The organism is Nocardia sp. NPDC052001, assembly GCF_040680615.1.
Lineage (GTDB): Bacteria > Actinomycetota > Actinomycetes > Mycobacteriales > Mycobacteriaceae > Nocardia.
Map to the genome: position 1 here is coordinate 1 of NZ_JBFAXC010000002.1, position 23,337 is coordinate 23,337.

Annotated in this window: 20 protein-coding genes, 1 rRNA gene and 2 pseudogenes; 20 read left to right on the forward strand and 3 right to left on the reverse strand. The window is 67.0% G+C overall.

The window, feature by feature from the left end:
- The 3 genes and pseudogenes from rrf to AB0L82_RS08380 all read left to right on the forward strand — a co-directional run.
- Positions 1-92 (forward strand): 5S ribosomal RNA (rrf, locus tag AB0L82_RS08370); the annotation flags it as partial.
- Between the two features lie 1,429 nt (positions 93-1,521).
- Positions 1,522-2,241: pseudogene (locus AB0L82_RS08375) on the forward strand (hypothetical protein); the annotation flags it as partial.
- Between the two features lie 463 nt (positions 2,242-2,704).
- Positions 2,705-3,610, forward strand: coding sequence for an HAD-IIA family hydrolase (locus AB0L82_RS08380; protein ID WP_364632885.1), 906 nt, complete (start codon positions 2,705-2,707; stop codon positions 3,608-3,610).
- Between the two features lie 90 nt (positions 3,611-3,700).
- Here the strand turns inward: AB0L82_RS08380 and AB0L82_RS08385 are convergent, their stop codons facing one another.
- The gene (locus tag AB0L82_RS08385; protein WP_364632887.1) at positions 3,701-4,459 is read right to left on the reverse strand and encodes a class I SAM-dependent methyltransferase; all 759 of its coding nucleotides are present in this window, start codon (positions 4,457-4,459) and stop codon (positions 3,701-3,703) included.
- A 132-nt stretch (positions 4,460-4,591) separates the two neighbouring features.
- Between AB0L82_RS08385 and AB0L82_RS08390 the strand changes: the two genes are divergently transcribed.
- Genes AB0L82_RS08390 through recN form a run of 4 tightly spaced genes read left to right on the forward strand, consistent with a single transcriptional unit; the run spans position 4,592 to position 8,507 of the window.
- On the forward strand, positions 4,592-4,858 hold the full coding sequence (locus AB0L82_RS08390) for a hypothetical protein (RefSeq protein WP_364632888.1): 267 nt from the start codon (positions 4,592-4,594) through the stop codon (positions 4,856-4,858).
- 1 nt (position 4,859) lies between these two features.
- On the forward strand, positions 4,860-5,798 hold the full coding sequence (locus tag AB0L82_RS08395; protein ID WP_364632890.1) for a TlyA family RNA methyltransferase: 939 nt from the start codon (positions 4,860-4,862) through the stop codon (positions 5,796-5,798).
- Positions 5,795-6,757 (forward strand): NAD kinase, encoded by a 963-nt coding sequence (locus AB0L82_RS08400; protein ID WP_364632892.1) that lies wholly within the window; start codon positions 5,795-5,797, stop codon positions 6,755-6,757. Before AB0L82_RS08395 ends, AB0L82_RS08400 begins: the two co-directional genes overlap by 4 nt.
- A complete protein-coding gene (recN, locus tag AB0L82_RS08405; protein ID WP_364632893.1) occupies positions 6,735-8,507 on the forward strand; it encodes a DNA repair protein RecN in 1,773 nt (590 codons plus the stop codon). The genes AB0L82_RS08400 and recN overlap by 23 nt, the downstream gene beginning before the upstream one ends.
- Before the next feature lie 81 nt (positions 8,508-8,588).
- Here recN and AB0L82_RS08410 read toward each other — a convergent pair whose 3' ends face one another.
- Entirely contained in the window at positions 8,589-9,245 is a 657-nt protein-coding gene (locus tag AB0L82_RS08410; RefSeq protein WP_364632895.1) for a hypothetical protein, read from the reverse strand.
- A gap of 43 nt (positions 9,246-9,288) precedes the next feature.
- Between AB0L82_RS08410 and AB0L82_RS08415 the strand changes: the two genes are divergently transcribed.
- Positions 9,289-9,702, forward strand: a complete 414-nt coding sequence (locus AB0L82_RS08415; RefSeq protein WP_364632896.1) for an ester cyclase — start codon at positions 9,289-9,291, stop codon at positions 9,700-9,702.
- A 38-nt stretch (positions 9,703-9,740) separates the two neighbouring features.
- On the forward strand, positions 9,741-9,995 hold the full coding sequence (locus AB0L82_RS08420) for a hypothetical protein (protein WP_364632898.1): 255 nt from the start codon (positions 9,741-9,743) through the stop codon (positions 9,993-9,995).
- 76 nt (positions 9,996-10,071) lie between these two features.
- Here the strand turns inward: AB0L82_RS08420 and AB0L82_RS08425 are convergent, their stop codons facing one another.
- Positions 10,072-10,491: an SRPBCC family protein gene (locus tag AB0L82_RS08425; protein WP_364632900.1), complete on the reverse strand. Its 420-nt coding sequence runs from the start codon at positions 10,489-10,491 to the stop codon at positions 10,072-10,074.
- Between the two features lie 139 nt (positions 10,492-10,630).
- Here AB0L82_RS08425 and steA point away from each other — a divergent pair, with 139 nt between their 5' ends.
- From steA to der, 11 genes and pseudogenes are all read left to right on the forward strand, one after another.
- Complete coding sequence (gene steA, locus AB0L82_RS08430; RefSeq protein WP_364632901.1) at positions 10,631-11,845, forward strand: putative cytokinetic ring protein SteA; 1,215 nt, start codon at positions 10,631-10,633, stop codon at positions 11,843-11,845.
- Between the two features lie 7 nt (positions 11,846-11,852).
- A complete protein-coding gene (locus AB0L82_RS08435) occupies positions 11,853-12,773 on the forward strand; it encodes a copper transporter (RefSeq protein ID WP_364632903.1) in 921 nt (306 codons plus the stop codon).
- 120 nt (positions 12,774-12,893) lie between these two features.
- Positions 12,894-14,612 carry a CTP synthase gene (locus tag AB0L82_RS08440; RefSeq protein ID WP_364632905.1) on the forward strand — a complete coding sequence of 573 codons (1,719 nt, stop codon included), beginning with the start codon at positions 12,894-12,896 and terminating at the stop codon, positions 14,610-14,612.
- Between the two features lie 108 nt (positions 14,613-14,720).
- A complete protein-coding gene (locus AB0L82_RS08445; protein WP_364632907.1) occupies positions 14,721-15,362 on the forward strand; it encodes an NUDIX hydrolase in 642 nt (213 codons plus the stop codon).
- A 98-nt stretch (positions 15,363-15,460) separates the two neighbouring features.
- On the forward strand, positions 15,461-16,381 hold the full coding sequence (gene xerD / locus AB0L82_RS08450; RefSeq protein ID WP_364632909.1) for a site-specific tyrosine recombinase XerD: 921 nt from the start codon (positions 15,461-15,463) through the stop codon (positions 16,379-16,381).
- A 430-nt stretch (positions 16,382-16,811) separates the two neighbouring features.
- On the forward strand, positions 16,812-17,705 hold the full coding sequence (locus AB0L82_RS08455) for a ParA family protein (RefSeq protein WP_364635915.1): 894 nt from the start codon (positions 16,812-16,814) through the stop codon (positions 17,703-17,705).
- 95 nt (positions 17,706-17,800) lie between these two features.
- On the forward strand, positions 17,801-18,664 hold the full coding sequence (locus AB0L82_RS08460) for a segregation/condensation protein A (protein ID WP_364635918.1): 864 nt from the start codon (positions 17,801-17,803) through the stop codon (positions 18,662-18,664).
- A gap of 209 nt (positions 18,665-18,873) precedes the next feature.
- Entirely contained in the window at positions 18,874-19,518 is a 645-nt protein-coding gene (gene scpB, locus AB0L82_RS08465; protein ID WP_364635921.1) for an SMC-Scp complex subunit ScpB, read from the forward strand.
- A gap of 821 nt (positions 19,519-20,339) precedes the next feature.
- Positions 20,340-21,158, forward strand: a pseudogene (locus tag AB0L82_RS08470) (pseudouridine synthase); the annotation flags it as partial.
- A 65-nt stretch (positions 21,159-21,223) separates the two neighbouring features.
- Entirely contained in the window at positions 21,224-21,892 is a 669-nt protein-coding gene (gene cmk, locus AB0L82_RS08475) for a (d)CMP kinase (protein ID WP_364635923.1), read from the forward strand.
- Complete coding sequence (der, locus tag AB0L82_RS08480) at positions 21,889-23,304, forward strand: ribosome biogenesis GTPase Der (RefSeq protein WP_364632911.1); 1,416 nt, start codon at positions 21,889-21,891, stop codon at positions 23,302-23,304. The genes cmk and der overlap by 4 nt, the downstream gene beginning before the upstream one ends.
- Positions 23,305-23,337 lie beyond the last annotated feature (33 nt).

The window sequence follows — 23,337 nt, forward strand, 5'->3', positions numbered from 1 at the left end:
CGCCCGGTCCCATTCCGAACCCGGAAGCTAAGGCCACCTGCGCCGATGGTACTGCACTCGACAGGGTGTGGGAGAGTAGGACACCGCCGGAACATCCTTCGCGAAAGGGGACCCACTTGCTGGGTCCCCTTTCGGCGTTTTACGACCCGGTGCCGCTTGGCGGCTCAGCGGTGCGTGATTGAATTTGTGGTGGTGGGAAACAGAACGTCCCGCCGACCGTCACGCGCGCCAGCGCCGCGGCCGGGTACCGCAGGCAAACTATAGAGAGGGACCACCGTGGCGGAGCATAACGACGGCCGCAAACCTTTCCGCCGTAGCGGCGGATCCGATCGTCCGGAAGGCGGCTTCAACCGCGGTGGTCGCGATAACGCGGGCCGCGGTGACGGTGAGCGCGGCGGCTACAACCGCGATTCCGGCGGCAGCCGTGGCGGTTCCGGCGGCCGTACCGGCGACAACCGTGGCGGCGGCTTCAACCGCGGCTCCGATAATCGTGGCGGCGATAACCGCGGCGGTGGCGAGCGCGGTGGATTCAACCGTTCCGGCGAGGGCCGGGACAACGATCGTGGCGGATTCCGCCGCGACAATGACAGCAATTCCGGTGGTCGCGGCGGTTTCAACCGTGACAGCGATAACCGAGGCGGCTACAACCGCAGTGGCGGCGACAGCCGGGGCGGATTCACGCGCGGCGAGGGCCGCGATAACGATCGCGGTGGCTTCCGTGGCGGCGAGCGTCGTGAGGGCGATCGCGGCGGTTTCAATCGCGGGAACGACAGCCGTGGCGGCGAGCGCGGCGGATTCAACCGAGGCGGCGACAGCGGCGGCCGGGGCGGCTTCAATCGCGATAATCGTGACGGTGAGCGGGGCGGCTTCAACCGCGGCTCGGATAACCGCGGTGGCGAGCGTCGCGATAACGATCGTGGCGGCTTCAATCGCGGCGGTGACAACCGCGGTGGTGGCTTCAATCGCGGTGGGGATAGTCGTGGCGATAGCCGTGGCGGGTTCAACCGTGACAACCGTGATGGTGAGCGCGGCGGATTCAACCGCGATCGCGACAATCGCGGCGGCGAGCGCGGCGGTTTCAACCGTGGTTCGGATAGCCGTGGCGGGGACAGTCGTGGTGAGAGCCGGGGCGGGTTCAATCGTGGCGGCGACAGCCGGGGCGGTGAGCGCGGCGGGTTCAACCGCGATCGGGACAATTCCAGCCGTGGTGGAGACAACCGTGGCGATAGCCGTGGTGGCTTCAATCGCGATAACCGCGGTGGCGATCGCGACGATCGTAAGAGCTTCGGGCGCAGCAACTTCGGTGATCGCGGCAATTCCGGTGGCGGGTTCAATCGTGATCGCGCCGATCGTCCCGATCGCGGTGATCGCCCGGATCGGGATCGTTCGGAGCGGTTCGGCAAGTCCGAGCGGTTCGAGAAGCCGGAACGTTCGCCCCGTGCCGAGAGCGCGGAGAAGCCGGAGCGGTTCGAGCGTCCGGAGCGGGCCGAGCGGTCCTTCCCAGGTGGGGATTCGGACCGTCGCCGCGGCGGCGAGGGTGCGCGCGGTCCCGGTGCCCGGGGCGGCGAGCGTCGTGAGGGTCGCCCGGATGAGCCGGAGTTGCCCGATGAGGTTCAGGCCGCCGATCTCGATCCGGCCGTGCGCCGCGATCTGCTGAGCCTGGACAAGAGCAATGCGGAATCCGTTGCGCGGCATCTGATCATGGTCGCGCAGCTGCTGGACGAGGATCCCGAGCTGGCGCTGGCGCACGCTCGTGCCGCGCGGCAGCGGGCCGGTCGGATCGCGGTCGTGCGCGAAACCGCCGGTGTCGCGGCCTATCACGCGGGTGAGTGGGCCGAGGCGCTGTCCGAGCTGCGTACCGCGCGCCGTATGTCCGGTGGTTCCGGACTGCTCGCGGTCATGGCCGACTGTGAGCGCGGTCTGGGTCGTCCCGAGCGGGCCATCGAATTGGGTCGCAGTGATGAGGCCCGCCTGCTCAAGGGCGATGAGGCCACCGAACTCCGCATCGTGGTGGCCGGCGCTCGCATGGATCTGGGTCAGTACGACCAGGCCGTGGTCACCCTGCAAACGCCCGAATTGGATCCGGCGCGTACCGGTTCGGCGTCGGCTCGGCTGTTCTACGCCTACGCCGAGGCGCTGCTGGCCGCCGGTCGTCGTGAGGAATCGCTGACCTGGTTCATGAACGCGGCCTCCGCCGATGCCGAGGGTGAGACCGACGCCGAGGACCGTGCCGCGGATCTGGCCGAGGGCGGTTCGGGCAATAGCTGGACCGCGAACGCCGTCGCCGTGGACGATGAGGACGACTCCGATGACGAGCCGGACTGGACCGCCCAGGTCGAGGACGGCACCGAGGACGACGAAGACGCCGACGAAGAAGATGATGAAGACGTCGACGACGAGGATGACGACGACATCGACGACGATGACGCCGATGATGCCGACGCCGATGATGTCGACGATGACAAGGCCGCGGCGGACAAGGCCGCATCCACGAAGCCGGAAGCCGCGAAGTCCACTGTGAAATCCGAGGATTCGCCCGCGGCCTATGACGACGAGCAGTAACGATTCGAACCAGGTGACCGCGGTAGCCGATACGAATCGGTGGCCGCGCGAAGGCAGGCTGTGACATCGGCCTAGTAGGCTGGCCGTCCCCGAACGGGGGCGGCCGACCTGTAGGCCGGGAACTTTGGGAGAGGGCGGCGATATGCGGCTTCGGGATCGATTCGGCGCACTGCTATTGGATCTGGACGGCACCCTGTATCGCGGACCGGAGGTGATTCCGGGTGCGCCGGAAGCGCTTTCGGTCGCGGGTGACCAGCAGCTGGTCTATGTGACCAACAACGCCAGCCGCTCGGCTCCCGTGGTGGCCGAGCATCTGCGCGAATTGGGCTATCGCGCGGCCGAAGACGAGGTCGTCACCAGCGCGCAGGCCGCCGCCCATATGCTCGCGAACCGGCTGGAGCCCGGCTCGACGGTGCTGGTCGTCGGCACCGAGGATCTGGTGGCCGAAGTGAATGCCGTTGGCCTGGAACCGATCCGCCGTTTCAACGGCGTCGCTCCCGCCGCGGTCGTCCAGGGTCATTCGCCGCAGACCGCCTGGGCGGATCTGGCCGAGGCCGCCTACGCCCTGCGTGCCGGTGCGCTCTGGGTCGCCTCGAACACCGATGCGACCCTCCCGAACGAACGCGGCCTCGCACCCGGTAACGGTTCGATGGTCGCGGCCCTGCGCACCGCTTCGGCCCGGGAACCGCTGGTGGCGGGCAAACCGTATGCGCCGCTGCTGGAAGACGCACTCGTGCGCGCCGGAACCCGCGAGGCCCTGGTGGTCGGCGACCGCCTCGACACCGATATCGACGGCGCGCACTGTGTCGGCCTGGAATCGTTCATGGTCCTGACCGGTGTGAGCACCCTCGAGGATCTGCGCACCCAGCCGATCGACCGTCTCCCCACGTACATCGCGGAAACCCTTGACGCCCTGAACCATCCGATCGCGGACGCCGCCCCGGTCATCCCCGGTGAGGGCGATATCGCCGATGTGATCGCCGCCCTGCTCGCGAAGCATCCGGGCCGCGCCATCACCCTCGCGACCCCGGCCGCCGCGACGGACTGATCCTCCGCCCGCCTGAACGGGAGCTAACCCGTCGTCATCCCGGCGGGATCCACACCTCGCGCGCCGCCACCCTGTTCGAGACCCGAAGGCTCAGTTGGGCTTTCGGGCCTCGAATAGGGTCCGCGCCGAATATGCCTCGAACGGTCCCCGGGTCGTGATCTGCTCGTGCAGATCGCGCAGCCGATCCCGATACTGCGCCACGGTGAATCCCGGCACCATCCAGATCACCTTGCGCAGGAAGTACACCACCGCGCCGATATCGTTGAACCGCATGGGAAGTCGTTCGGTGCGCGCCTGCACGATCTCCAGTCCGGCGGCGCGCGCCCCGGCGGCCTCGATCTCCGGATCGCGCCCCTTGCGCGCCTCGGGCTGCGGCCCCAGGAAGTATTCGACGATCTCGAAGACGCTGGCCGGTCCCACATGCTGTGCGAAGTACACCCCGCCCGGTTCCAGCACTCGCGCGATCTCGTCCCACCAGATGGTGGCCGGATGCCTGCTCGTCACCAGATCGAACGCCTCGTCCGCGAACGGCAGCGGCGGTTCATCGGGATCGGCGACCACGACCGCCCCGCGTGGATGCAGCAGTCGAGTCGCCTTGGCGAGATTCGGCGGCCAGGATTCGGTGGCGACCATGGTGCGCGGGAAATGCTCCGCCTCGGCCAGTACCTCCCCGCCGCCGGTCTGAATATCCAGCGCTGCCTGCGCGGTGGTGAGCCGCTGCGCCTGCTGCCGCTGATACCCCCAGGACGGTCGTTCCTCGGTGGCGCGCCCGGCCAGCCAGGAGAAATCCCAGCCGGCGACGGAGACCGAATCAGCCTCCGCGATCAATTCCTCGAAGTTGCGGTCCATTTGCCCGATTCTGCCAGTCGAGTCCACCGATTTTCCGTACCCGCGCACCCGCCGGGGCCGATCGGACACACTGGATGAACCTCGTGGGCTGGATACTGTTCGAATGCGAGTTCGGGTAGCGTTGACGCCACGATGAGTATGCCCACGTCTAATCCGCAGCAGCCCGCGCCGGGTCCCCGTCCGGGGATACCGCTGCCGGGCCAGCATATGGCGGGTGCGAATCAGGAATTCGCCGATCCGGTGCGGGTGCGCACGGAAGTGGACGCGCTGCTGGCCGAATTGTCGGCGGGGGCGCGGGATTCGGCGTCCGACGGCACGGATCTGGTGCGGCGCGCCAGGATTCTGGAGCAGGCGCACGATGTGCTGGTGCACGCACTCGCAACGGTGGACAAGATCTGAGGTGGCCAGGCGCGCACGGGTGGACGCGGAATTGGTTCGCCGCGGATTGGCGCGATCGCGGGAACACGCGGTCGAGCTGATCAGCGCGGGCCGCGTCCTGATCAATGGAAGTGTGGCCACCAAACCGGCGACGGGGGTGGAGACCGCCGCGGCGTTGCTGGTTCGCGATGAGCCCGATGAGGTGCAGTGGGCCTCGCGCGGAGCGCACAAGCTGCTCGGCGCGCTCGCGGCGTTCGAGGCCGAGGGTGTTTCGGTCGACGGTAAACGCTGCCTGGACGCGGGTGCGTCCACCGGCGGTTTCACCGATGTGCTGCTGTCCAAGGGCGCGAAGGAAGTCGTGGCCGCGGATGTCGGCTACGGCCAATTGATTTGGCGGCTGCAGAACGACGACCGGGTGAAAGTGCACGACCGCACCAATGTTCGCGCGCTGACCCCCGAACTCATCGGCGGCACAGTCGATGTGGTGGTGGCGGATCTGTCGTTCATCTCACTCGCGCTGGTGCTGCCCGCGCTGGCGGCCTGCTGTGCGCCCGGGGCGGATCTGCTGCCCATGGTGAAGCCGCAGTTCGAGGTCGGCAAGGATCGGCTCGGATCCGGTGGCGTGGTGCGGGATCCGGCGCTGCGCGCGGAGACGGTGCGCGAAGTGGCGGCCGCCGCGGCGAAGCTGGGCCTGCGCACCCGGGGCGTGACGGCGAGTCCGCTGCCGGGTCCGTCCGGAAATGTCGAGTACTTCCTGTGGTTGCGTAAGGAGGCGGCGGAATCGGCCGCCGCGCAGGAAGACACCGCGAAGTCCGATGGCGTTCGCGCTGTCGATGACAGCTTGTCGGTGCCGGGCGATACGGTGTCCGCTGCGAGCTCTGTCCCCGCCGCATACAGTGCGGAGGAACAGGCTCGGGTGGCGGCATTGATCGATCGGGCGGTTCAGGAGGGACCACAGTGAATTCGCGGGGCGCCGCACGGGAGATCCTGCTGGTCGCGCATCCGGGGCGGTCCGAGATCACCGAGACCGCGCATCGGGTGGCCAAGATTTTCGCCGAGGCCGGCATCGGCCTGCGGGTGCTGGAGGACGAGGCCTACAGCACGCGTTTCGATCTCGACGATGTCGGTGCGGCGGACGGGTATCCGGTGCGCGTCATGGCGCACGGCCCGGACGCGGCGGTCGGCTGTGAGATGGTGCTGGCGCTGGGTGGTGACGGCACTTTCCTGCGTGCCGCCGAACTGGCCCGGGACGCGTCGGTGCCGGTGCTGGGAATCAACCTGGGCCGCATCGGTTTTCTCACCGAGGCCGAGGCGGAACACCTCGACGAGGCGCTATCGCAGGTCGTGCGCGGTGACTACACGCTCGAAACGCGGATGACCATCGATGTCCGGGTGCGCGTCGACGATGAGATCGTCGAAAGCGGCTGGGCGCTGAACGAGGCCAGTATCGAAAACGCCGCGCGCATGGGCGTTCTCGAAGTGGTGCTGGAGGTGGACGGGCGACCGGTCTCCTCCTTCGGCTGCGATGGTGTGCTGATCGCCACGCCGACCGGTTCGACCGCATACGCCTTCTCGGCGGGCGGTCCGGTGGTGTGGCCCGAACTCGAAGCGCTGCTGGTGATTCCGAGTAATGCGCACGCCCTGTTCGCGCGGCCCCTGGTCACCAGCCCGGAGTCCCGCATAGCGGTGGAAACCGTTGCGACGGGCCATGATGCAATAGTTTTCCTGGACGGCCGACGCACCCTCGCACTGCCGCGGGGCGGCCGGGTCGAGGCGGTCCGCGGGGCCGAGCCGGTGCGCTGGGTGCGTTTGGATTCCGCACCCTTCGCAGACCGGATGGTGCGCAAGTTCCAGTTACCCGTGACAGGCTGGCGAGGCCGACGGACGGAGAGCACGAGTGCTGACAGAGATCAGGATTGACGGGCTGGGCGTAATTTCCACCGCCACCGCGCAATTCCATGAAGGTTTGACCGTTTTGACCGGTGAGACCGGTGCGGGCAAGACCATGGTGGTCACGAGCCTGCACCTGCTCAGCGGCGCCCGCGCCGATGCGGGCCGGGTGCGGCTCGGCGCGTCGCGCGCGCTGGTGGAGGGACGCTTCACCGTGGACGCCGTCCACGAGGGCGCGGTCTCCGAGGTCAAGGAGGTGATGGAAGCCTCCGGCGCCGAACACGATGACGACGGCAGCGTGATCGCCGTGCGCACCGTCGGCAGCGACGGCCGCTCGCGCGCGCATCTGGGCGGGCGCAGCGTGCCCGCATCGGTGCTGTCGGATTTCACGACACCGCTGCTCACCGTGCACGGTCAGAACGATCAGCTGCGGTTGCAGCGCCCGGATCAGCAGCTGCACGCGCTGGACCAGTTCGCCGGTGACGGTGTGGCGGCGCTGCTCACCAAGTATCAGAAGGTGCGCAAGAGCTGGCTCGAGGCGCGCAATCAGCTGCTCGAACGCACCGCGCGCAGTCGCGAATTGGCCCTCGAGGCCGATCATCTGACCCAGTCGCTGAATGAAATCGATGCCATCGCACCGGAACCCGGTGAGGATGAGCGCCTGGTCGCCGAGGTGCGCAGGCTCTCGGATCTGGATTCGCTGCGTGAGGCCGCCTCGGCCGCGCATGACGCGCTGGCCGGTCCCGCCGACACCCCGGGCGAGGGGTCGGGTGCGCTGGAGCTGCTCGGCGGTGCGCGTGCCCGCCTCGATACGGCCGAGGATCCCGCGCTGACCGCACTGGCTCCCCGTCTGGGCGAAGCGATTTCGGTGGTGGTGGATCTGGCCACCGAACTCAGCTCCTATCTGTCGGATCTGCCGTCCGATCCGGGCGCGCTGGATTCCATGCTCACCCGTCAGGCCGAATTGAAGTCGCTCACCAGGAAATACGCGCCCGATATCGACGGGGTCATCGCGTGGGCGGATCAATCCCGCACGCGGCTGGAATCCCTCGATGTTTCGGAGGAGGCCCTCGCGGCGCTGGCCGCCGACGTCGAGGCCAAAGCGGAGAAGGTGCGCGAGGCCGCGCGCAAACTCACGGTCGCGCGCTCCAAGGCCGCGGGCAAGCTCGCCAGCGCCGTCAGCACCGAACTCGGCGGTCTGGCCATGGGCCGCGCCAGGCTCGAGGTCGGCGTGCGCCCGATGCCCGCCGGGGTGCAGGATTCCGCGCCGCTGCTGGTCGACGGCCAGGAACTGCATGCCGGTTCCACCGGTGTGGACGAGGTGGAATTCCGGCTCGCCGCGCATTCGGGCGCACAGCCGCTGCCCTTGAGCCGCAGCGCGTCCGGCGGTGAGCTCTCGCGCATCATGCTGGCCTTGGAAGTGGTGCTCGCCAGTTCCGAACACGGCACCACCATGGTTTTCGACGAGGTCGACGCCGGTGTCGGCGGTCGCGCCGCGGTCGAAATCGGCCGTCGCCTGGCCCGATTGGCGCGCACCCACCAGGTCATCGTGGTCACCCACCTCGCCCAGGTCGCGGCCTTCGCCGACACCCACCTGGTGGTCGACAAGGTCGATGACGGCAAGGGCGTGAAATCCGGCGTCCGCGCCCTGACCCGCGATGAGCGCGTAGTCGAACTGGCCCGCATGCTCGCCGGTCTCGACGACACCGAAACCGGCCGCGCGCACGCGTGGGAATTGCTCACCACGGCCGACGCCGAAAAGGTCACCGCCGCAAGCTGAGTCGAAGCAAGACCTGAACTCTGGTCCGGCGGAGCACCCCTCGTGCTCCGCCGGACCTTTGTGTTCAATCGGGCTGGGTGTTCAATCGGTGTGGCGGCCTTCGGCTTCGGCGAGTGCCTGGCGCACGAGGGCTTGGGCGGACCATGCCATCAGATCGACGGCGGCCTCGGGCGACAGACCACAGGTGTCACGGGTGCTGACGATGGCCTCCACGCCGAAGACGATGGCTATGGCATTGGCCAGCCGATCCAGATGTTCGGGCGTGAGCCGGTCCGATAGTGGTTCCAGGGCGGTGCGGGTCATCTGGAGTCGGGTGATTCCCCTTATCGGAACCCGTTCGGACTCCGGCATATCCGCTTGTTCGAACCAGCGATCGAGGGTGGCGCGTAATACATTGCGCCACAGAGCCTCATCGGCGAGTTGTATCTGCGAGGTGGAACGCACCACCGTTTCCACCCGTTCCTCCGCGGTGCCGGCGAGTTCGTCCACGATTCCTGTGAAGTCGTCACGCCGGGTGCGTTGCTGGGTCGCCAGATCGGCCCAGAGCGATTGCGGATTGGGAAAGTACCGGTAGGCCGTGGCGGGGGAGACCCGCGCGGCGTCGGCCACCTCGGCGATGGAGGGTTGCCTGCCCTCCTTGGCGAGTGTGATGGCGGCGTCCAGCAGTGCCTGTCGAGTTCGCTGCTTCTGGTTGTGCCGTCCTGTCGTGAGAAATTTCTCTTGACGTGAGAAGCTCATCTCATGAAGATAGCAGAGTCTCACAAAACAGGAGGGAACAGTCATGACGCGGGATGAGATGGACGCACTCTTCGCCAGACATGCGGCCGGGGAGGCGAGCAAGAATGTCGACGCGATCCTGGACACGCTCACTGCTGACGCCGAACACGATGTGGTCGGTGATCCAGGCGGGATATTGCGTGATCACACCGCCATTCGGCAGCGCTACGACGGTCTGCTGGCGGCACTCGACGAGGACAAGTTCGAGACGCTGCACCGGTACTACGGTGACGATTTTCTGGTCGACGAATCCCATTGGTACGGCCGGGTTCCCGGGGTCTTCCTGGGGATTCCCGGCGGGAATCGGCCGGTGGACTTCCGCATTCTGCACGTCTGCGAATTCCGCGACGGTCGGATGAGCCGGGAGAACATCTGGCTCGATGTCGCGGCCATCATGCAGCAGCTCGCGCCCGCCTGACAGTCTCGAACCTTCAAGTCCTACAGAAAGATTCGACCATGATGCCTTTCAGCCGTCTTGCCGCCGCCGCACTCTGCGCCGGTGCTCTCGTGACCGGGGCCGCGGCCACCGCGACCGCCGGCCCGCTCGATTCCGGCAGTGCCCAGGTGGCCCAGCCGAACCAGAATTCGCTGGGCCCGTTCGAAAGCCTGGCCGAATGCCTGGGCCGCGGTAATCGCGGTATGGACAACGGTGAATGGAACGACTACGACTGCGTCGGTTCCTACGGTTCGTACTACATCCAGCCGAAGTAGTTCCGGCCGAACGGATTTCGGAACGAGAACGGCCCGCGGAGGGAACTCCGCGGGCCGTTCGCCGTATGCGTGCGACCTACTTGACGGCCTTGCGGACGCCGCCGAGGAAGACGTTGATCAGGCTCTTGAGACCGGCTTCGAGCACCTTGGCGGGCACGGGCAGGCTCGGGTCCGACTCCATCGTGTACACCACGCGGGTGCCGCCGGGGGCGTCGGCGAAGGTGATGGTGCCGACGTGCCGCTTGACCGGCGCGCCCTTCACGACCCGGTAGACCATGCGCTCACCCGGAACCAGTTCGGTGGTCTCCTCGGTGATGCCGAGTCCGCCGAGTCCGAGCAGGTACTGGGCGCCGACGCCGGACGGGCTGCCGATGCCCGGCTTCTTGAGTGAAATCTGAATCGGCAGATAGGAGCTGAGGGCATCGCGATCGGCGAAGAGCTGGTAGACGCGGTCGCGCGAAGCGGGCAGGACAGTATCAACGGTGGTGCTGGCCATAACGGTGGGTCTCCTCTCGAACCGTTGTCCGGAGCATATACTTACCGTCTGGTAAGGACACAGTCCGACTGAGACGATCCCTTCGCGGACCGGCGCGCCTCCACCAATGGTTGAGGGTTTGCGGTAATGATCGATCGTTATGAAGATGCTGGCCCTGCTGTCGCGTAATACCGAATCGCTGCCCGGTATCACCGGGATGGCCCGGGTCGACCGCAATACCAGGCGTCTGCTGCAACGCATCGGGCCCGGTGACGTGGCCGTTCTGGACGAGATGGACCTGGATCGGCTGACCGCCGACCGGCTCGTCGAGGCGGGTGTCGCGGCGGTGGTCAACGCCTCGCCGTCCATCTCCGGCCGCTATCCCAATCTGGGCCCGGAAGTACTGGTGGCCAATGGGATTCTGCTCATCGACGCGCTCAGCAACGATGTCTTCACCAAGATCAAGGACGGCGCCAGGGTTCGCATCGACGGCAGCGTCATCTTCGCCGACAAGGTGGTGAAGAAGGAGCCCGAGGCGCTCATCGAGGGCATCGAACTCACCGAAACCTCGATCGCCGAGCGCATGATCGAGGCCCGCAACGGTCTGGCCGATCATCTGGAAGCGTTCGCGGGCAACACCATCGAGTTCATTCGCACCGAGAGCTCACTGCTCATCGACGGCATCGGGGTGCCCGAGGTCGCGCTCGACATGAAGAAGCGCCACGTCGTGGTGGTCGGCGACGGACCCGATCACGCCGAGGATCTCAAGCGCATCAAACCGTTCATCAAGGAGTACGCGCCGGTGCTCATCGGCGTCGGGCGCGGTGCGGATACCTTGACCCGCAATGGATATCGCCCCGATTTGATCGTCGGCGATCCGGAAGAGATCACCGCCACCACGCTCAAATGCGGGGCCGAGGTGATCCTGCCCGCCGATACCGATGGGCACGCAAAGGGTTTGGAGCGCATCCAGGATCTGGGCATCGGCGCGACCACCTTCCCGTCCTCCGGTGCGGCCGCCGATCTGGCACTGCTGCTGGCCGATCATCACGGCGCGAGTCTGATCGTCACCGCCGGTGCGGCCGTCTCCCTGGACGAGTTCTTCGATCGCGGCCGCCGCGATTCCAACCCGGCCACCTTCCTGACCCGGTTGAAGATCGGCACTAAACTAATGGACGCGAAAGCTGTTGCGGCGCTGTACCGGCACCGTGGTTCCGGCTGGGCCGTCGCCCTGGTGGTGCTGGCCGCGCTGGTCGCGTTGATCGTCGCGCTGCTGGCCACGCATATGGGCACCGAGGTCACCGATTGGATCGCCGACACCTGGCATCGCGGCGCGCACTGGATGCAGACCCAGCTCGATCGCCACCTGAAATAGGGGACCCATGATTTCCTTTCGGCACCACGCGGTTTCGATCGCGGCCGTCTTTCTGGCGCTCGCGCTCGGCGTGGTGCTCGGCACCCGCACGCACAGCGACGGATTCTTTCCCGGCTCCGCGGACAAACAGCGGGTCGATGCGCTGACCGCCGAGAACACCAGGCTCACAGAGCAATTGAAGGCGGCCGACGATTTTCTCACCGGGTCGGCGGCCAAGGTGCTCGCGGGCAGTCTCGGCAGTAAGTCCGTGCTGGTCTTCACCACCCCCGACGCCGATAACGCCGATGCGGACGCGGTCACCAATTCGCTGACCGCCGCCGGAGCAACGGTCACCGGCCGGGTCGCGCTCACCGGTGCGTTCACCGATTCCGCCGAGGGCGATCGGCTGCGCACCGCGCTCACCAATGTCGTTCCGGCGGGCGCGAAATTGCAGATCGACGCCGCCGATCAGGGCAGTCTCGGCGGGGATCTGCTCGGCCAGGTGCTACTCACCGATCCGGTGAGCAATCAGCCGCGCGGCACCGAACAGGAACGCGGACTCGCGCTGGAAACCTTGCGCGGCGGCGGCTTCCTCGCTTTCGGTGAGGTGCATCCCGCGCAGCTGGCCGTGGTGGTCACCGGCGACGGCGCGCGCGCCGGGGAGAACAATCGCGGCACCATCATCGCCAGGTTCGCCGGTGGTTTGCGGGCGCATAGCGCGGGCGTGGTGCTCGCGGGTCGCCACGGTGCCGCCGAAGGCCCCGGACCGATCGCCGTGGCCCGCGATGAAGCCCCCTTGGCGACCATCACCACCGTCGACAATGTGGATCACGCCATCGGCCGCCTCACCACCGTGCTCGGCCTCACCGAGCAGCTGAACGGTGGTACCGGGCGATACGGCACCGGTGCCAGGGCGACCTCGCTCACAGTCGCCGCCATGCCGCGCTGACCGATTCGCGAGCAGCGCGGGCGATATCGGCGCTACCACCGGGCAAGCGGGCCGGAACGGGACCGGATGGCGCGCGTGGCATTCGATCGGCATCCGCAAGACGTGTTACCGTGAAGTCCCGTGGGTCAATCACGGATTCCGGCGCGCGCGGCCACGAAACACATCTTCGTCAGCGGTGGCGTTGCCTCTTCACTCGGTAAGGGTCTGACCGCCTCCAGCCTCGGTCAGCTGCTTACGTCACGCGGTCTGCGCGTGACGATGCAGAAGTTGGATCCGTACCTGAACGTCGATCCCGGCACCATGAACCCTTTCCAGCACGGTGAGGTGTTCGTGACCGAGGACGGCGCGGAGACGGACCTCGACGTGGGTCATTACGAACGCTTCCTCGATCGCGATCTGTCGCAGGACGCGAATGTCACCACGGGGCAGATCTATTCGACCGTCATCGCCAAGGAGCGGCGCGGCGAATACCTCGGTGACACGGTGCAGGTCATCCCGCACATCACCGATGAGATCAAGAATCGCATTCTGGCCATGGCCGGACCCGACCTGCACGGTCAGGTTCCGGACGTGGTCATCACCGAAATCGGCGGCACGGTCGGCGATATCGAATCGCAGCCGTTCCTCGAGGCGGCCCGGCAGATCCGGCACGATGTGGGCCGGGACAACTGCTTCTTCCTGCACGTTTCGCTGGTGCCCTACCTGGGTCCCTCGGGCGAGCTGAAGACCAAGCCGACCCAGCATTCGGTGGCGGCGCTGCGCAATATCGGTATCCAGCCCGATGCGCTGATCCTGCGTTGCGACCGCGAGGTGCCGCAGCCGCTCAAGAACAAGATCGCGCTCATGTGCGATGTCGAGGTGGACGCCTGCATTTCCACCCCGGACGCGCCGTCGATCTACGACATCCCCAAGGTGCTGCACCGCGAGGGCCTGGACGCGTACGTGGTGCGCCGTCTCGGGCTGCCGTTCCGCGATGTGGACTGGACCGTATGGGGCGGGCTGCTGGATCGGGTGCACAACCCGCGCGAGCAGGTCACCGTGGCGCTGGTCGGCAAATACGTCGATCTGCCGGACGCGTACCTCTCGGTCACCGAGGCATTGCGGGCGGGCGGGTTCGCCTCCAAGGCCAAGGTGAACATCCGCTGGGTGCAGTCCGATGAGTGCGAGACCCCGGCCGGTGCGCAATCGCATCTGGCCGATGTCGACGCGGTGCTCATTCCGGGCGGTTTCGGCATCCGCGGTATCGAGGGCAAGGTGGGTGCGATCAATTACGCGCGCACCCACGGCATTCCGACCCTCGGCCTGTGCCTGGGCATGCAGTGCATGGTGATCGAGGCGGCGCGGTCGGTCGGTCTGACAGATGCCAATTCGACCGAGTTCGAGCCCGATGTGAAGTATCCGGTCATCTCGACCATGGCCGATCAGCAGCAGGCCGTGGCCGGTGAGGCCGATCTGGGCGGCACCATGCGACTCGGTGCGTACCCGGCGGTACTCGAGGCCGGTTCGGTTGTGGCGCAGGCGTACGGAGCCACCGAGGTGTCCGAGCGGCACCGGCATCGTTACGAGGTGAACAACTCCTTCCGCGACAAGATCGCCAAGAGCGGACTGAAGTTCAGCGGCACCTCGCCGGACGGCAATCTGGTGGAGTTCGTGGAGCTACCCGCGGACAAGCATCCGTTCTTCGTTGCCACGCAGGCGCATCCGGAACTCAAGTCCCGGCCGACGCGCCCGCATCCGCTGTTCGCGGCGCTCATCGCGGCGGCGCTGGATTACAAGCTCGCCGAACAGCTTCCGGTGGATATGCCGGAGGCCGCCGAGGGCGAGAAAGTGACCAGCTGACGTTCGCACGTCGAAATACGGCCCGGCGGAGCGGGTTCCCGATGGTGGGAACCCATATCCGCCGGGCCGTCGGCGTTTCGGGGTCCGATCGACAGATAAGGTTGCCCAATGGCTGAATCCGCGCCCGGAACACATGAATTCGATACCGTCTCGAGCCGCACCGTGTACTCGGGGGCGATTCTGGCGCTGCGGCTGGATCAGGTCGTCATGCCCGGCGGGAAGGTCGCCGAACGCGAGGTGATCGAACACCACGCCGCGGTCGCGGTCGCGGCGGTCGACGAGGACGACAATGTGGTGCTGATCAACCAGTATCGGCATCCGGTCGGACGGCGGCTGCTGGAGTTGCCCGCCGGACTGCTGGACAAGCAGGGCGAGGATCCGCTCGAAGCCGCCAAGCGTGAGCTGGCCGAGGAAACCGGGCTGGCCGCCCGGGAGTGGTCGGTACTGGTCGATATCGCGCTCTCGCCCGGATTCACCGATGAGGCGCTGCGCATCTACCTCGCCTCCGGCCTCTACGAAACCGACCGCCCCGAACCCGAATTGGAAGAGGCGGATATCCAGCTCCTGCGCGTCCCGCTCGCCGAAGCCGTCCGCGCCGCTCTCGCCGGTGAGATCACCAACGCCACCGCGGTCGCCGGCGTGACAGCCCTGATGACCGCCCGCGCCACCGGAGCCGAACTCCGCCCCGCCGACGCCCCCTGGCCGGGCCTGCCCACCGCCTTCCTCGAACGCAAAGCAGCCCGGGGCTGACCACCCGCGGATAGCGGCCCGACGGCAGGCGCGCGCCGGGCCGCGCCGGATTTGTCGTGGTGCGGCTGACTGTCGGTACCTGCTGCCATGATGTCTGCGTGCTGAGCCGCGAGATCGACGCCTACCTCGACCATTTGACGGTCGAGCGGGGTGCCGCGCGCAATACGCTGTCCGCGTATCGCCGGGATCTGGTGCGGTATCGGGGTTTTCTCGAGGGGCGCGGAATCGATACCCTGGCGCGGGTTTCCGAGCACGATATCGCCGATTTCATGGTGTCCATGCGCTCGGGCGACGCCGATCATCCGGCGCTGGCGGCCAGTTCGGCCTCGCGGGCGCTGGTGGCGGTGCGCGGGCTGCACCGGTTCTCCGCGGCCGAGGGCATTATCGAGGCCGATGTGGCGCATCCGGTCAAACCGCCCTCGCCCGCGCGGCGATTACCCAAAGCGCTGCCGTACGACCAGATTTCGCGCCTGCTCGACGCCACCGGCGGGGAGAGCGCCGACGCCCCGCGCGGTCTGCGCGATCGCGCGCTGCTGGAATTGCTCTACTCCACCGGTGCGCGCATCTCCGAGATGGTCGGCCTGGACGTCGACGATATCGATGCCGCCGAACGCGCGGTGCTGTTGCGCGGCAAGGGCGGTAAGCAGCGCGTGGTTCCCATCGGCCGGCCCGCGCTGGCCGCCGTCGACAACTACCTGGTCCGGGGCCGTCCCGCGCTCGCGGTGCGCGGCAAAGGCAATCCGGCGCTGTTCCTGAATCATCGCGGCGGCCGACTATCACGCCAAACCGCTTGGCAGATACTGCATTCCGCCGCCGAGCGGGCCGGTATCGCCGCCCACGTCTCCCCGCATACCCTGCGCCACTCCTTCGCCACCCATCTGCTGGACGGTGGCGCGGACGTTCGCGTCGTCCAGGAGCTCCTGGGCCACGCCTCGGTGACCACCACCCAGATCTACACCCTGGTCACCGTCGGCACGCTGCACGAGGTCTGGGCCACCGCCCATCCGCGCGCCCGCTAGGCCGTCCTGGCGCGTCCCTGACGCGTGTTCCCGCGAAACATGGACACCGGTATGCCCGGCCGTGACGAATCGGCGGTGGGCACGGCATGCTTCATCGCATGTTTTCACCCCGTTCGGCTCGGATTCGGGCGTAACCCTGCCGATGCCGGTGTCTGGCTTCAGAATGGGTCAATCCCGAAGGGCTACAACGGGAAAGCGGCCCCGACCAGCGTCAGCGCAGGACTGGACGGCTTTTTCCCTGTCTGAAGTGCAGGTTTAGGGTGCGTGTCCGAACGTGGGTACGGGAGCGACAGGCGGTAGCGTCTGTTAGATACCGGACCGCACACGCGGCCGGGCGCGCCGCCCAACGGCATTTCGGGCGGGGCGGGGCAAGGGCAGGAACGTCGAAGGAGCAGCGGACGTGACGAAAGCCGGTGGTGCGGGCCAGCGGATCGAAACCGCCGCGCAAACCCTGTGGGAGGCGCCGGATGTCGCCAGCAGCGCGGAACTCGGTCCGACCGGACGTCCTTTGCGTGAGATCGCGGAGCCGCCCGCACCCGATCACACCGGGGACGCGCTGATTGTCGCCATGTGCAATCAGAAGGGCGGGGTGGGCAAGACCACCTCCACCATCAATCTCGGTGCGGCACTGGCCGAGTACGGCCGCAAGGTGCTGCTGGTGGATTTGGATCCGCAGGGTGCGCTCTCGGCCGGATTGGGTGTGGCGCACCATGATCTGGATCAGACCGTGCACAATCTGCTGGTCGGTCCGGGCAAGGTCACCGTCGATCAGGTGCTGATGAACACCAAGGTCGAGAATATGGACCTGCTGCCCAGCAATATCGATCTGTCGGCGGCGGAGATCCAGCTCGTCAACGAGGTCGGCCGCGAACACACGCTCGGGCGCGCGCTCGCGCCCCTGCGCAGCCGCTACGACTACATCCTCATCGACTGCCAGCCGTCCCTGGGTCTGCTCACCGTGAACGCGCTGGCCTGCGCGGACGGTGTGATCATTCCGATGGAATGCGAATACTTTTCGCTACGCGGGCTCGCATTGCTCAATGACACGGTGGAGAAGGTGCGGGACCGGTTGAATCCGGAGCTGGCGCTGTACGGCATCGTTGTCACCATGTTCGATGCCCGCCTCCTGCATTCCCGGCAGGTGATGACGCGTGTGGTCGAGGTCTTCGGCGACCTGGTCTACGACACGGTGATCTCGCGTACCGTGCGCTTCCCCGACGCCAGTGTCGCGGGTGAGCCGATCACCACCTGGGCGCCCAAATCCGGTGGCGCGGAAGCGTATCGGGCCATGGCGCGGGAAGTCATCCTCCGGTCGGGCCGTTGAGCGATGCGTTCGAACCCGCGTCCGCACCCGACCCGGTGGACGTGAGTACACCGCTGCCCGAGGGTCCCGATGCCGTGAGTGGTGTCATCGCGGATATCGTCGCGCCCGAAACACCGACGGAATCGGTCAATTCAGACAAGAAGACCGGATTTCACCTCCAGTTGAGCAACTTCCAGGGTCCATTTGATCTGCTGTTGCAGCTGATCAGCTCGCGCCGGCTCGATGTCACCGAGGTCGCCCTGCACAAGGTGACCGACGAATTCATCGCCTACACCAAGGCTTTGACCGCCAGCATGTCCACCGAACAGGGCCTGCGCGCGGACAAGATCCTGGATCAGACCACCGAATTCCTGGTCGTCGCGGCCACCCTGCTCGATCTCAAGGCCGCCCGCCTGCTGCCCTCGGGCGAGGTCTCCGATGAGGAAGACCTGGAATTGCTCTCGGCCCGCGACCTGCTGTTCGCCCGCCTGCTGCAGTACCGCGCCTTCAAACAGGTCGCGGAGTTGCTGGGCGAGCTGGAGGCGGCTGCGCTCCAACGCTATCCGCGCGCGGTCTCGCTGGAAGAGCGCTACCTGGAGTTGTTGCCGGACGTTACGCTGGGAGTCGATGCCGCGGGTTTCGCGGAGGTCGCCGCGGCCGCGTTCCGCCCCCGCCCGATCCCCAAGGTGGGCCTGGACCATCTGCACAACCACTCCATCTCGGTGGCCGAACAGGCCGCCCTGGTACTGGAAATGCTCAAGGCCCGCGGCATAGGCGGCTGGACCACCTTCGCGGAGATCTGCCACGACTGCGAGGTAGCGGTGCAAATCGTCGCCCGCTTCCTGGCCCTGCTGGAGCTCTACCGCGGCAAAACGATCGAGTTCGATCAGTCCGATCCACTCGGCCCACTCTCGGTGAGCTACGTGGGCGAGCCGGGCGACCGACCCGAACCGGTAACCATCGAGGAGGACTACGGGTGACCGAGGCAGTGCGGAACCTGGATGACGCGACCCAGGAGCCGGGTGGTGAGAGCGACGTCCTAGGTGACATTGCCCACGACACCGGGGATGCCGGGACGGGCGTCGAGTCGGAGGTGCCCGAGCGCGCGGAGGGTGTCGCCGCGTTCGAGGAGGCCGGGGCCGAGGGGGTTGGGGAGCCGGGGCAGACGAGTCTCGAATTCGGGGATGAGGTGGATCCGCTCGACTCGGAAACGTTGGACGAGGTCGAGTTCCGGGGGGCGTTGGAGGCGATGTTGCTGGTGGTGGACGCGCCGGCGCCGGTGGATTTGCTGGCGAACGCGGTGAACGCGACGGCGTTGCGGGTGGAGACGGCGCTGCGCGAGATGTCGGCCGAATTGTCCGATCGGCGCAGTGGTATGGATCTCAGGTTCGTGGGGGATGGGTGGCGTTACTACACGCGGCAGGAATTCGCGCCCTACGTGGAACGTATGCTGTTGGACGGCGCACGTTCGAAGCTCACTCGCGCTGCCTTGGAAACCCTGGCGGTGATCGCCTATCGTCAACCGGTTACCCGGGCCCGTGTGAGTGCGGTGCGCGGCGTGAATATCGACGGCGTGATCAGGACCCTGCTGGCGCGGGGGCTGGTCGCGGAGGCCGGAACGGACCCGGAGACCAACGGCACTTTGTACGTCACGACCGAACTGTTCCTGGAACGGATCGGACTCGCGTCCCTGGCGGATTTGCCGCCGTTGGCGCCGCTGCTCCCGGGCGTCGACCTGATCGACGAGATCAACGAGAGCCTGGATACGGACCCACGGTTCACCAGGCTGAAAAAACCAGCCGAGGCGAATATCGACCTCGGCACCGAGGATTGAAATAGGACAACGTGAATACTCCCGCTCGCCGAGATGGCACACCGGACCGTAGTAAACGTAATTTCGAATCGCCCAGGGGCGGTTCGCAGGCCGCCCGAGGCCGGACCGACAGGTCCGCGTCATCGCGTGACGGCGATTCATATGGCAATTCGCGCGGTGGTTCGCCGCGCGGCGGATCACGCGGAGACTCGCAGTCGTACGGCGGCTCGTCCCGCGGATCCTATGAGGGCTCGCGCGGCGATTCGCGCGGTGGTTCCGGCTACGGCGGGTCGCGCGGCGACTCCCGCGGTGGTTCGGGTTCGTACGGTGGCGGTTCGCGCGGGGACTCCCGCGGCGGCTCCGGCTCGTACGGTGGCGGTTCGCGCGGTGATTCGCGCGGTGGTTCGGGTTCGTACGGTGGCGCGCGCGGTGATTCGCGCGGCGGTTCCGGTTATGCCGGTTCGCGCGGCGATTCCCGTGGCGGATCCCGCGGTGGCAGTGGCTCGTACGGTGATTCGCGCGGTTCCGGTTCGTACGGTGGCTCGCGTGGCGGTTCGGGTTCGTACGACTCGCGTGGTGGATCCCGCAGTGGCGGTGGATCTTTCGGTGATTCGCGCGGCGCGGCTTCGTCCGCCCGCGGTGGTTCGGCTCCCCGTGGCGGCTTCCCGCGCACCGGTGATTCGCGAGGTGCCCAGGGCCGCACCGGTTTCGGCGCCGATCGCACCGGTTTCGGTCAGGATCGCAATGCCTCGCGCGGTCGCATCGGCGGCGGTCGTCCGCTCGCGCCGAGCACCTCTCCCACGCCGAAGAAGAAGGTGCATCGCCCGTCGCCCGCGCTGCCGGTGATGTTGAGCAATGCCAAGCCCGCGCGGCATCAGCATGTCGAGGACGAGAATCGCGAGACCCGCAAGAAGCTCCCGTGGGGCGAGGGTGAGCGTTTGCAGAAGGTGCTCGCCAAGGCCGGTGTCGCCTCGCGGCGCGTGGCCGAGGACATGATCGAGGCTGGTCGTATCGAGGTCGACGGTCGCATCGTGACCGAGCAGGGCCTGCGCATCGATCCGGAGAACGCGGTCGTTCGTGTCGATGGTGTGCGTGTCGTGGTCCGCGATGAGCAGGTGTATCTGGCCCTGAACAAGCCCAAGGGCTGGCAGTCCACCATGTCCGATGAGATGGGCCGCCCGTGTGTCGGCGATATCGTCGCCGAGCGGATCGCGGCCGGGCAGCGCCTGTTCCACGTCGGACGCCTGGACGCCGATACCGAGGGTCTGCTGCTGCTCACCAATGACGGCGATCTGGCGCACCGCCTGATGCATCCGTCGTACGAGGTGTCCAAGACCTACCTGGCCACGGTCAACGGTGAGGTCAATCAGCGCAATGTCGCCAAGCTGCTGCGCGACGGCGTCGAACTGGAGGACGGTCCGGCCAAGGCCGACAAGTTCCAGGTGCTCGAGGTCGGCCAGGGCAAATCGCTGGTGAAGATCGTGCTGCACGAGGGCCGCAAGCATATTGTGCGCCGCCTGCTGGCCGAGGTCGGCCATCCGGTGACCGCGCTGGTGCGCACCCACGTGGGCCCGGTGGCGCTGGGCGATCAGCGCCCGGGCGCGCTGCGTGTTCTTGGTCGTGACGAAATCGGGAAGCTCTACGAGGCGGTGTCGTTGTGAACGGTGTGGGAACTGTGAAAGATCGGCTCAGCGGACTCACCGGCGTCGCGCCGCTGGTCGTGGCCATGGACGGCCCGTCCGGCACCGGCAAGTCGAGTGTGTCGCGCAAGCTGGCGACCCGGCTCGAGGCCCGGTATCTCGATACCGGCGCCATGTATCGGGTGGCGACGCTGCGCGTGCTGCGCAGCGGTGTCGATCTCGATGACGCCGATGCGATCGTGGCGGCGGTCAAGGAATTGCCGTTGACCATCGGCACCGATCCGAGTCGCGAGGTGATTCTGCTCGACGGTGAGGATGTGTCGGCGGAGATCCGTGGCAATGCGGTGACCAAGGCCGTATCCGCGGTGTCGGCGGTGTCCGAGGTGCGCGATCAGCTGGTGGCGCTGCAGCGGGAGATCGCGGCGGCCGCGGGCCGAATCGTGGTGGAGGGCCGTGATATCGGCACCGTCGTGCTGACCGACGCCGATGTGAAGATCTATTTGACCGCGTCCGCCGAGGCCCGTGCCTCGCGCCGCAATGTGCAGAACATCGCGGAGGGTCGCGGTGATGATTTCGAGGCGGTGCTGGCCGATGTGCAGCGCCGCGACAATCTCGATTCCACCCGCAAGGTGTCGCCGCTGCGTCCGGCCGCGGACGCGGTGCTGGTCGACACCAGCGAGCTGAATATGGACGAGGTTATCGACGAGCTGTACCGCGTTGTCGGACAGCAGATTTCGGCAGGAGGCGCGCAGTGACGCAGGACACCTTCGCCGGTGATGGCATCTGGTCGGATGAAGCCGATTGGGATATCGCCGAATTCGAGGGCGAGCAGGACGCCGAGCATGTGCCCATGCCGACGCTGGCCATCGTGGGCCGGCCGAACGTGGGTAAATCCACGCTGGTGAACCGTATTCTGGGTCGCCGCGAAGCGGTGGTCGAGGATGTCCCGGGCGTTACCCGCGACCGTATCTCGTACGAGGCCACCTGGGCCGGACGCCGTTTCCTGGTGCAGGACACCGGCGGCTGGGAGCCCGACGCCAAGGGTCTGCAGCAGTCGGTTGCCCGGCAGGCCGAGGTCGCCATGCAGACCGCGGACGCCATCGTGGTCGTGGTGGACGCCGTGGTCGGCGCGACCGCGACCGATGAAGCGGTGGCAAAGGTGTTGCGCCGCTCCAAGACCCCGGTGATCCTGGTCGCCAACAAGGTCGACAATCAGAAGCTCGAGGCCGACGCCGCCGCACTGTGGTCGCTGGGTCTCGGTGAGCCCAAACTGGTTTCGGCCGCGCACGGTCGCGGTACGGGTGATCTGCTGGACGATATTCTGGCGGTGCTGCCCGAAACCCCGCGTGAGGGCAGCGGTTTGCAGGGCGGTCCGCGTCGTGTGGCGCTGGTCGGCAAGCCGAACGTCGGCAAATCCTCGCTGATCAACAAGCTTTCGGGCGTGGAGCGCTCGGTGGTGCACGATGTCGCGGGCACCACCGTGGACCCGGTCGATTCGCTGGTCGAATTGGGCGGTAAGCCTTGGCGTTTCGTCGATACCGCGGGTTTGCGCCGCAAGGTCGCCAATGCCAGCGGCACCGAGTTCTACGCCTCGCTGCGCACCCGGTCGGCGATCGAGTCCGCCGAGGTGGCGGTCATGCTCATCGATGCCTCGCAGCCGATCACCGAACAGGATCTGCGGGTGATCTCCATGGTGGCCGAAACCGGTCGCGCGCTGGTGATCGCCTACAACAAGTGGGATCTGGTCGATGAGGATCGCCGCGAGCAGCTCGAGCGGGAGATCGACCGCGAGATGGTGCAGGTGCGCTGGGCGCAGCGGGTGAATATCTCCGCGCATACCGGTCGCGCGGTGCAGAAGCTGGTTCCGGCGATGGAGACCGCGCTGGAATCGTGGGATAAGCGCATTTCCACGGGCCGCCTGAACAATTGGCTCAAGGAGGTCGTGGCCGCGACCCCGCCGCCGATGCGTGGCGGTCGTTTGCCGCGCGTCATGTTCGCGACCCAGGCGTCCACCCGGCCGCCGACGTTCGTGCTCTTCACCACGGGCTTCCTCGAGGCCGGTTACCGCCGGTTCCTCGAGCGCAAACTGCGTGAGGAGTTCGGCTTCGACGGTTCGCCGGTGCAGGTGAACGTGCGCGTGCGCGAGAAGCGCGAGCGCAAGAAGTAATTCGCGAGCGATAGTTCGCCCCGACAGGCCCCC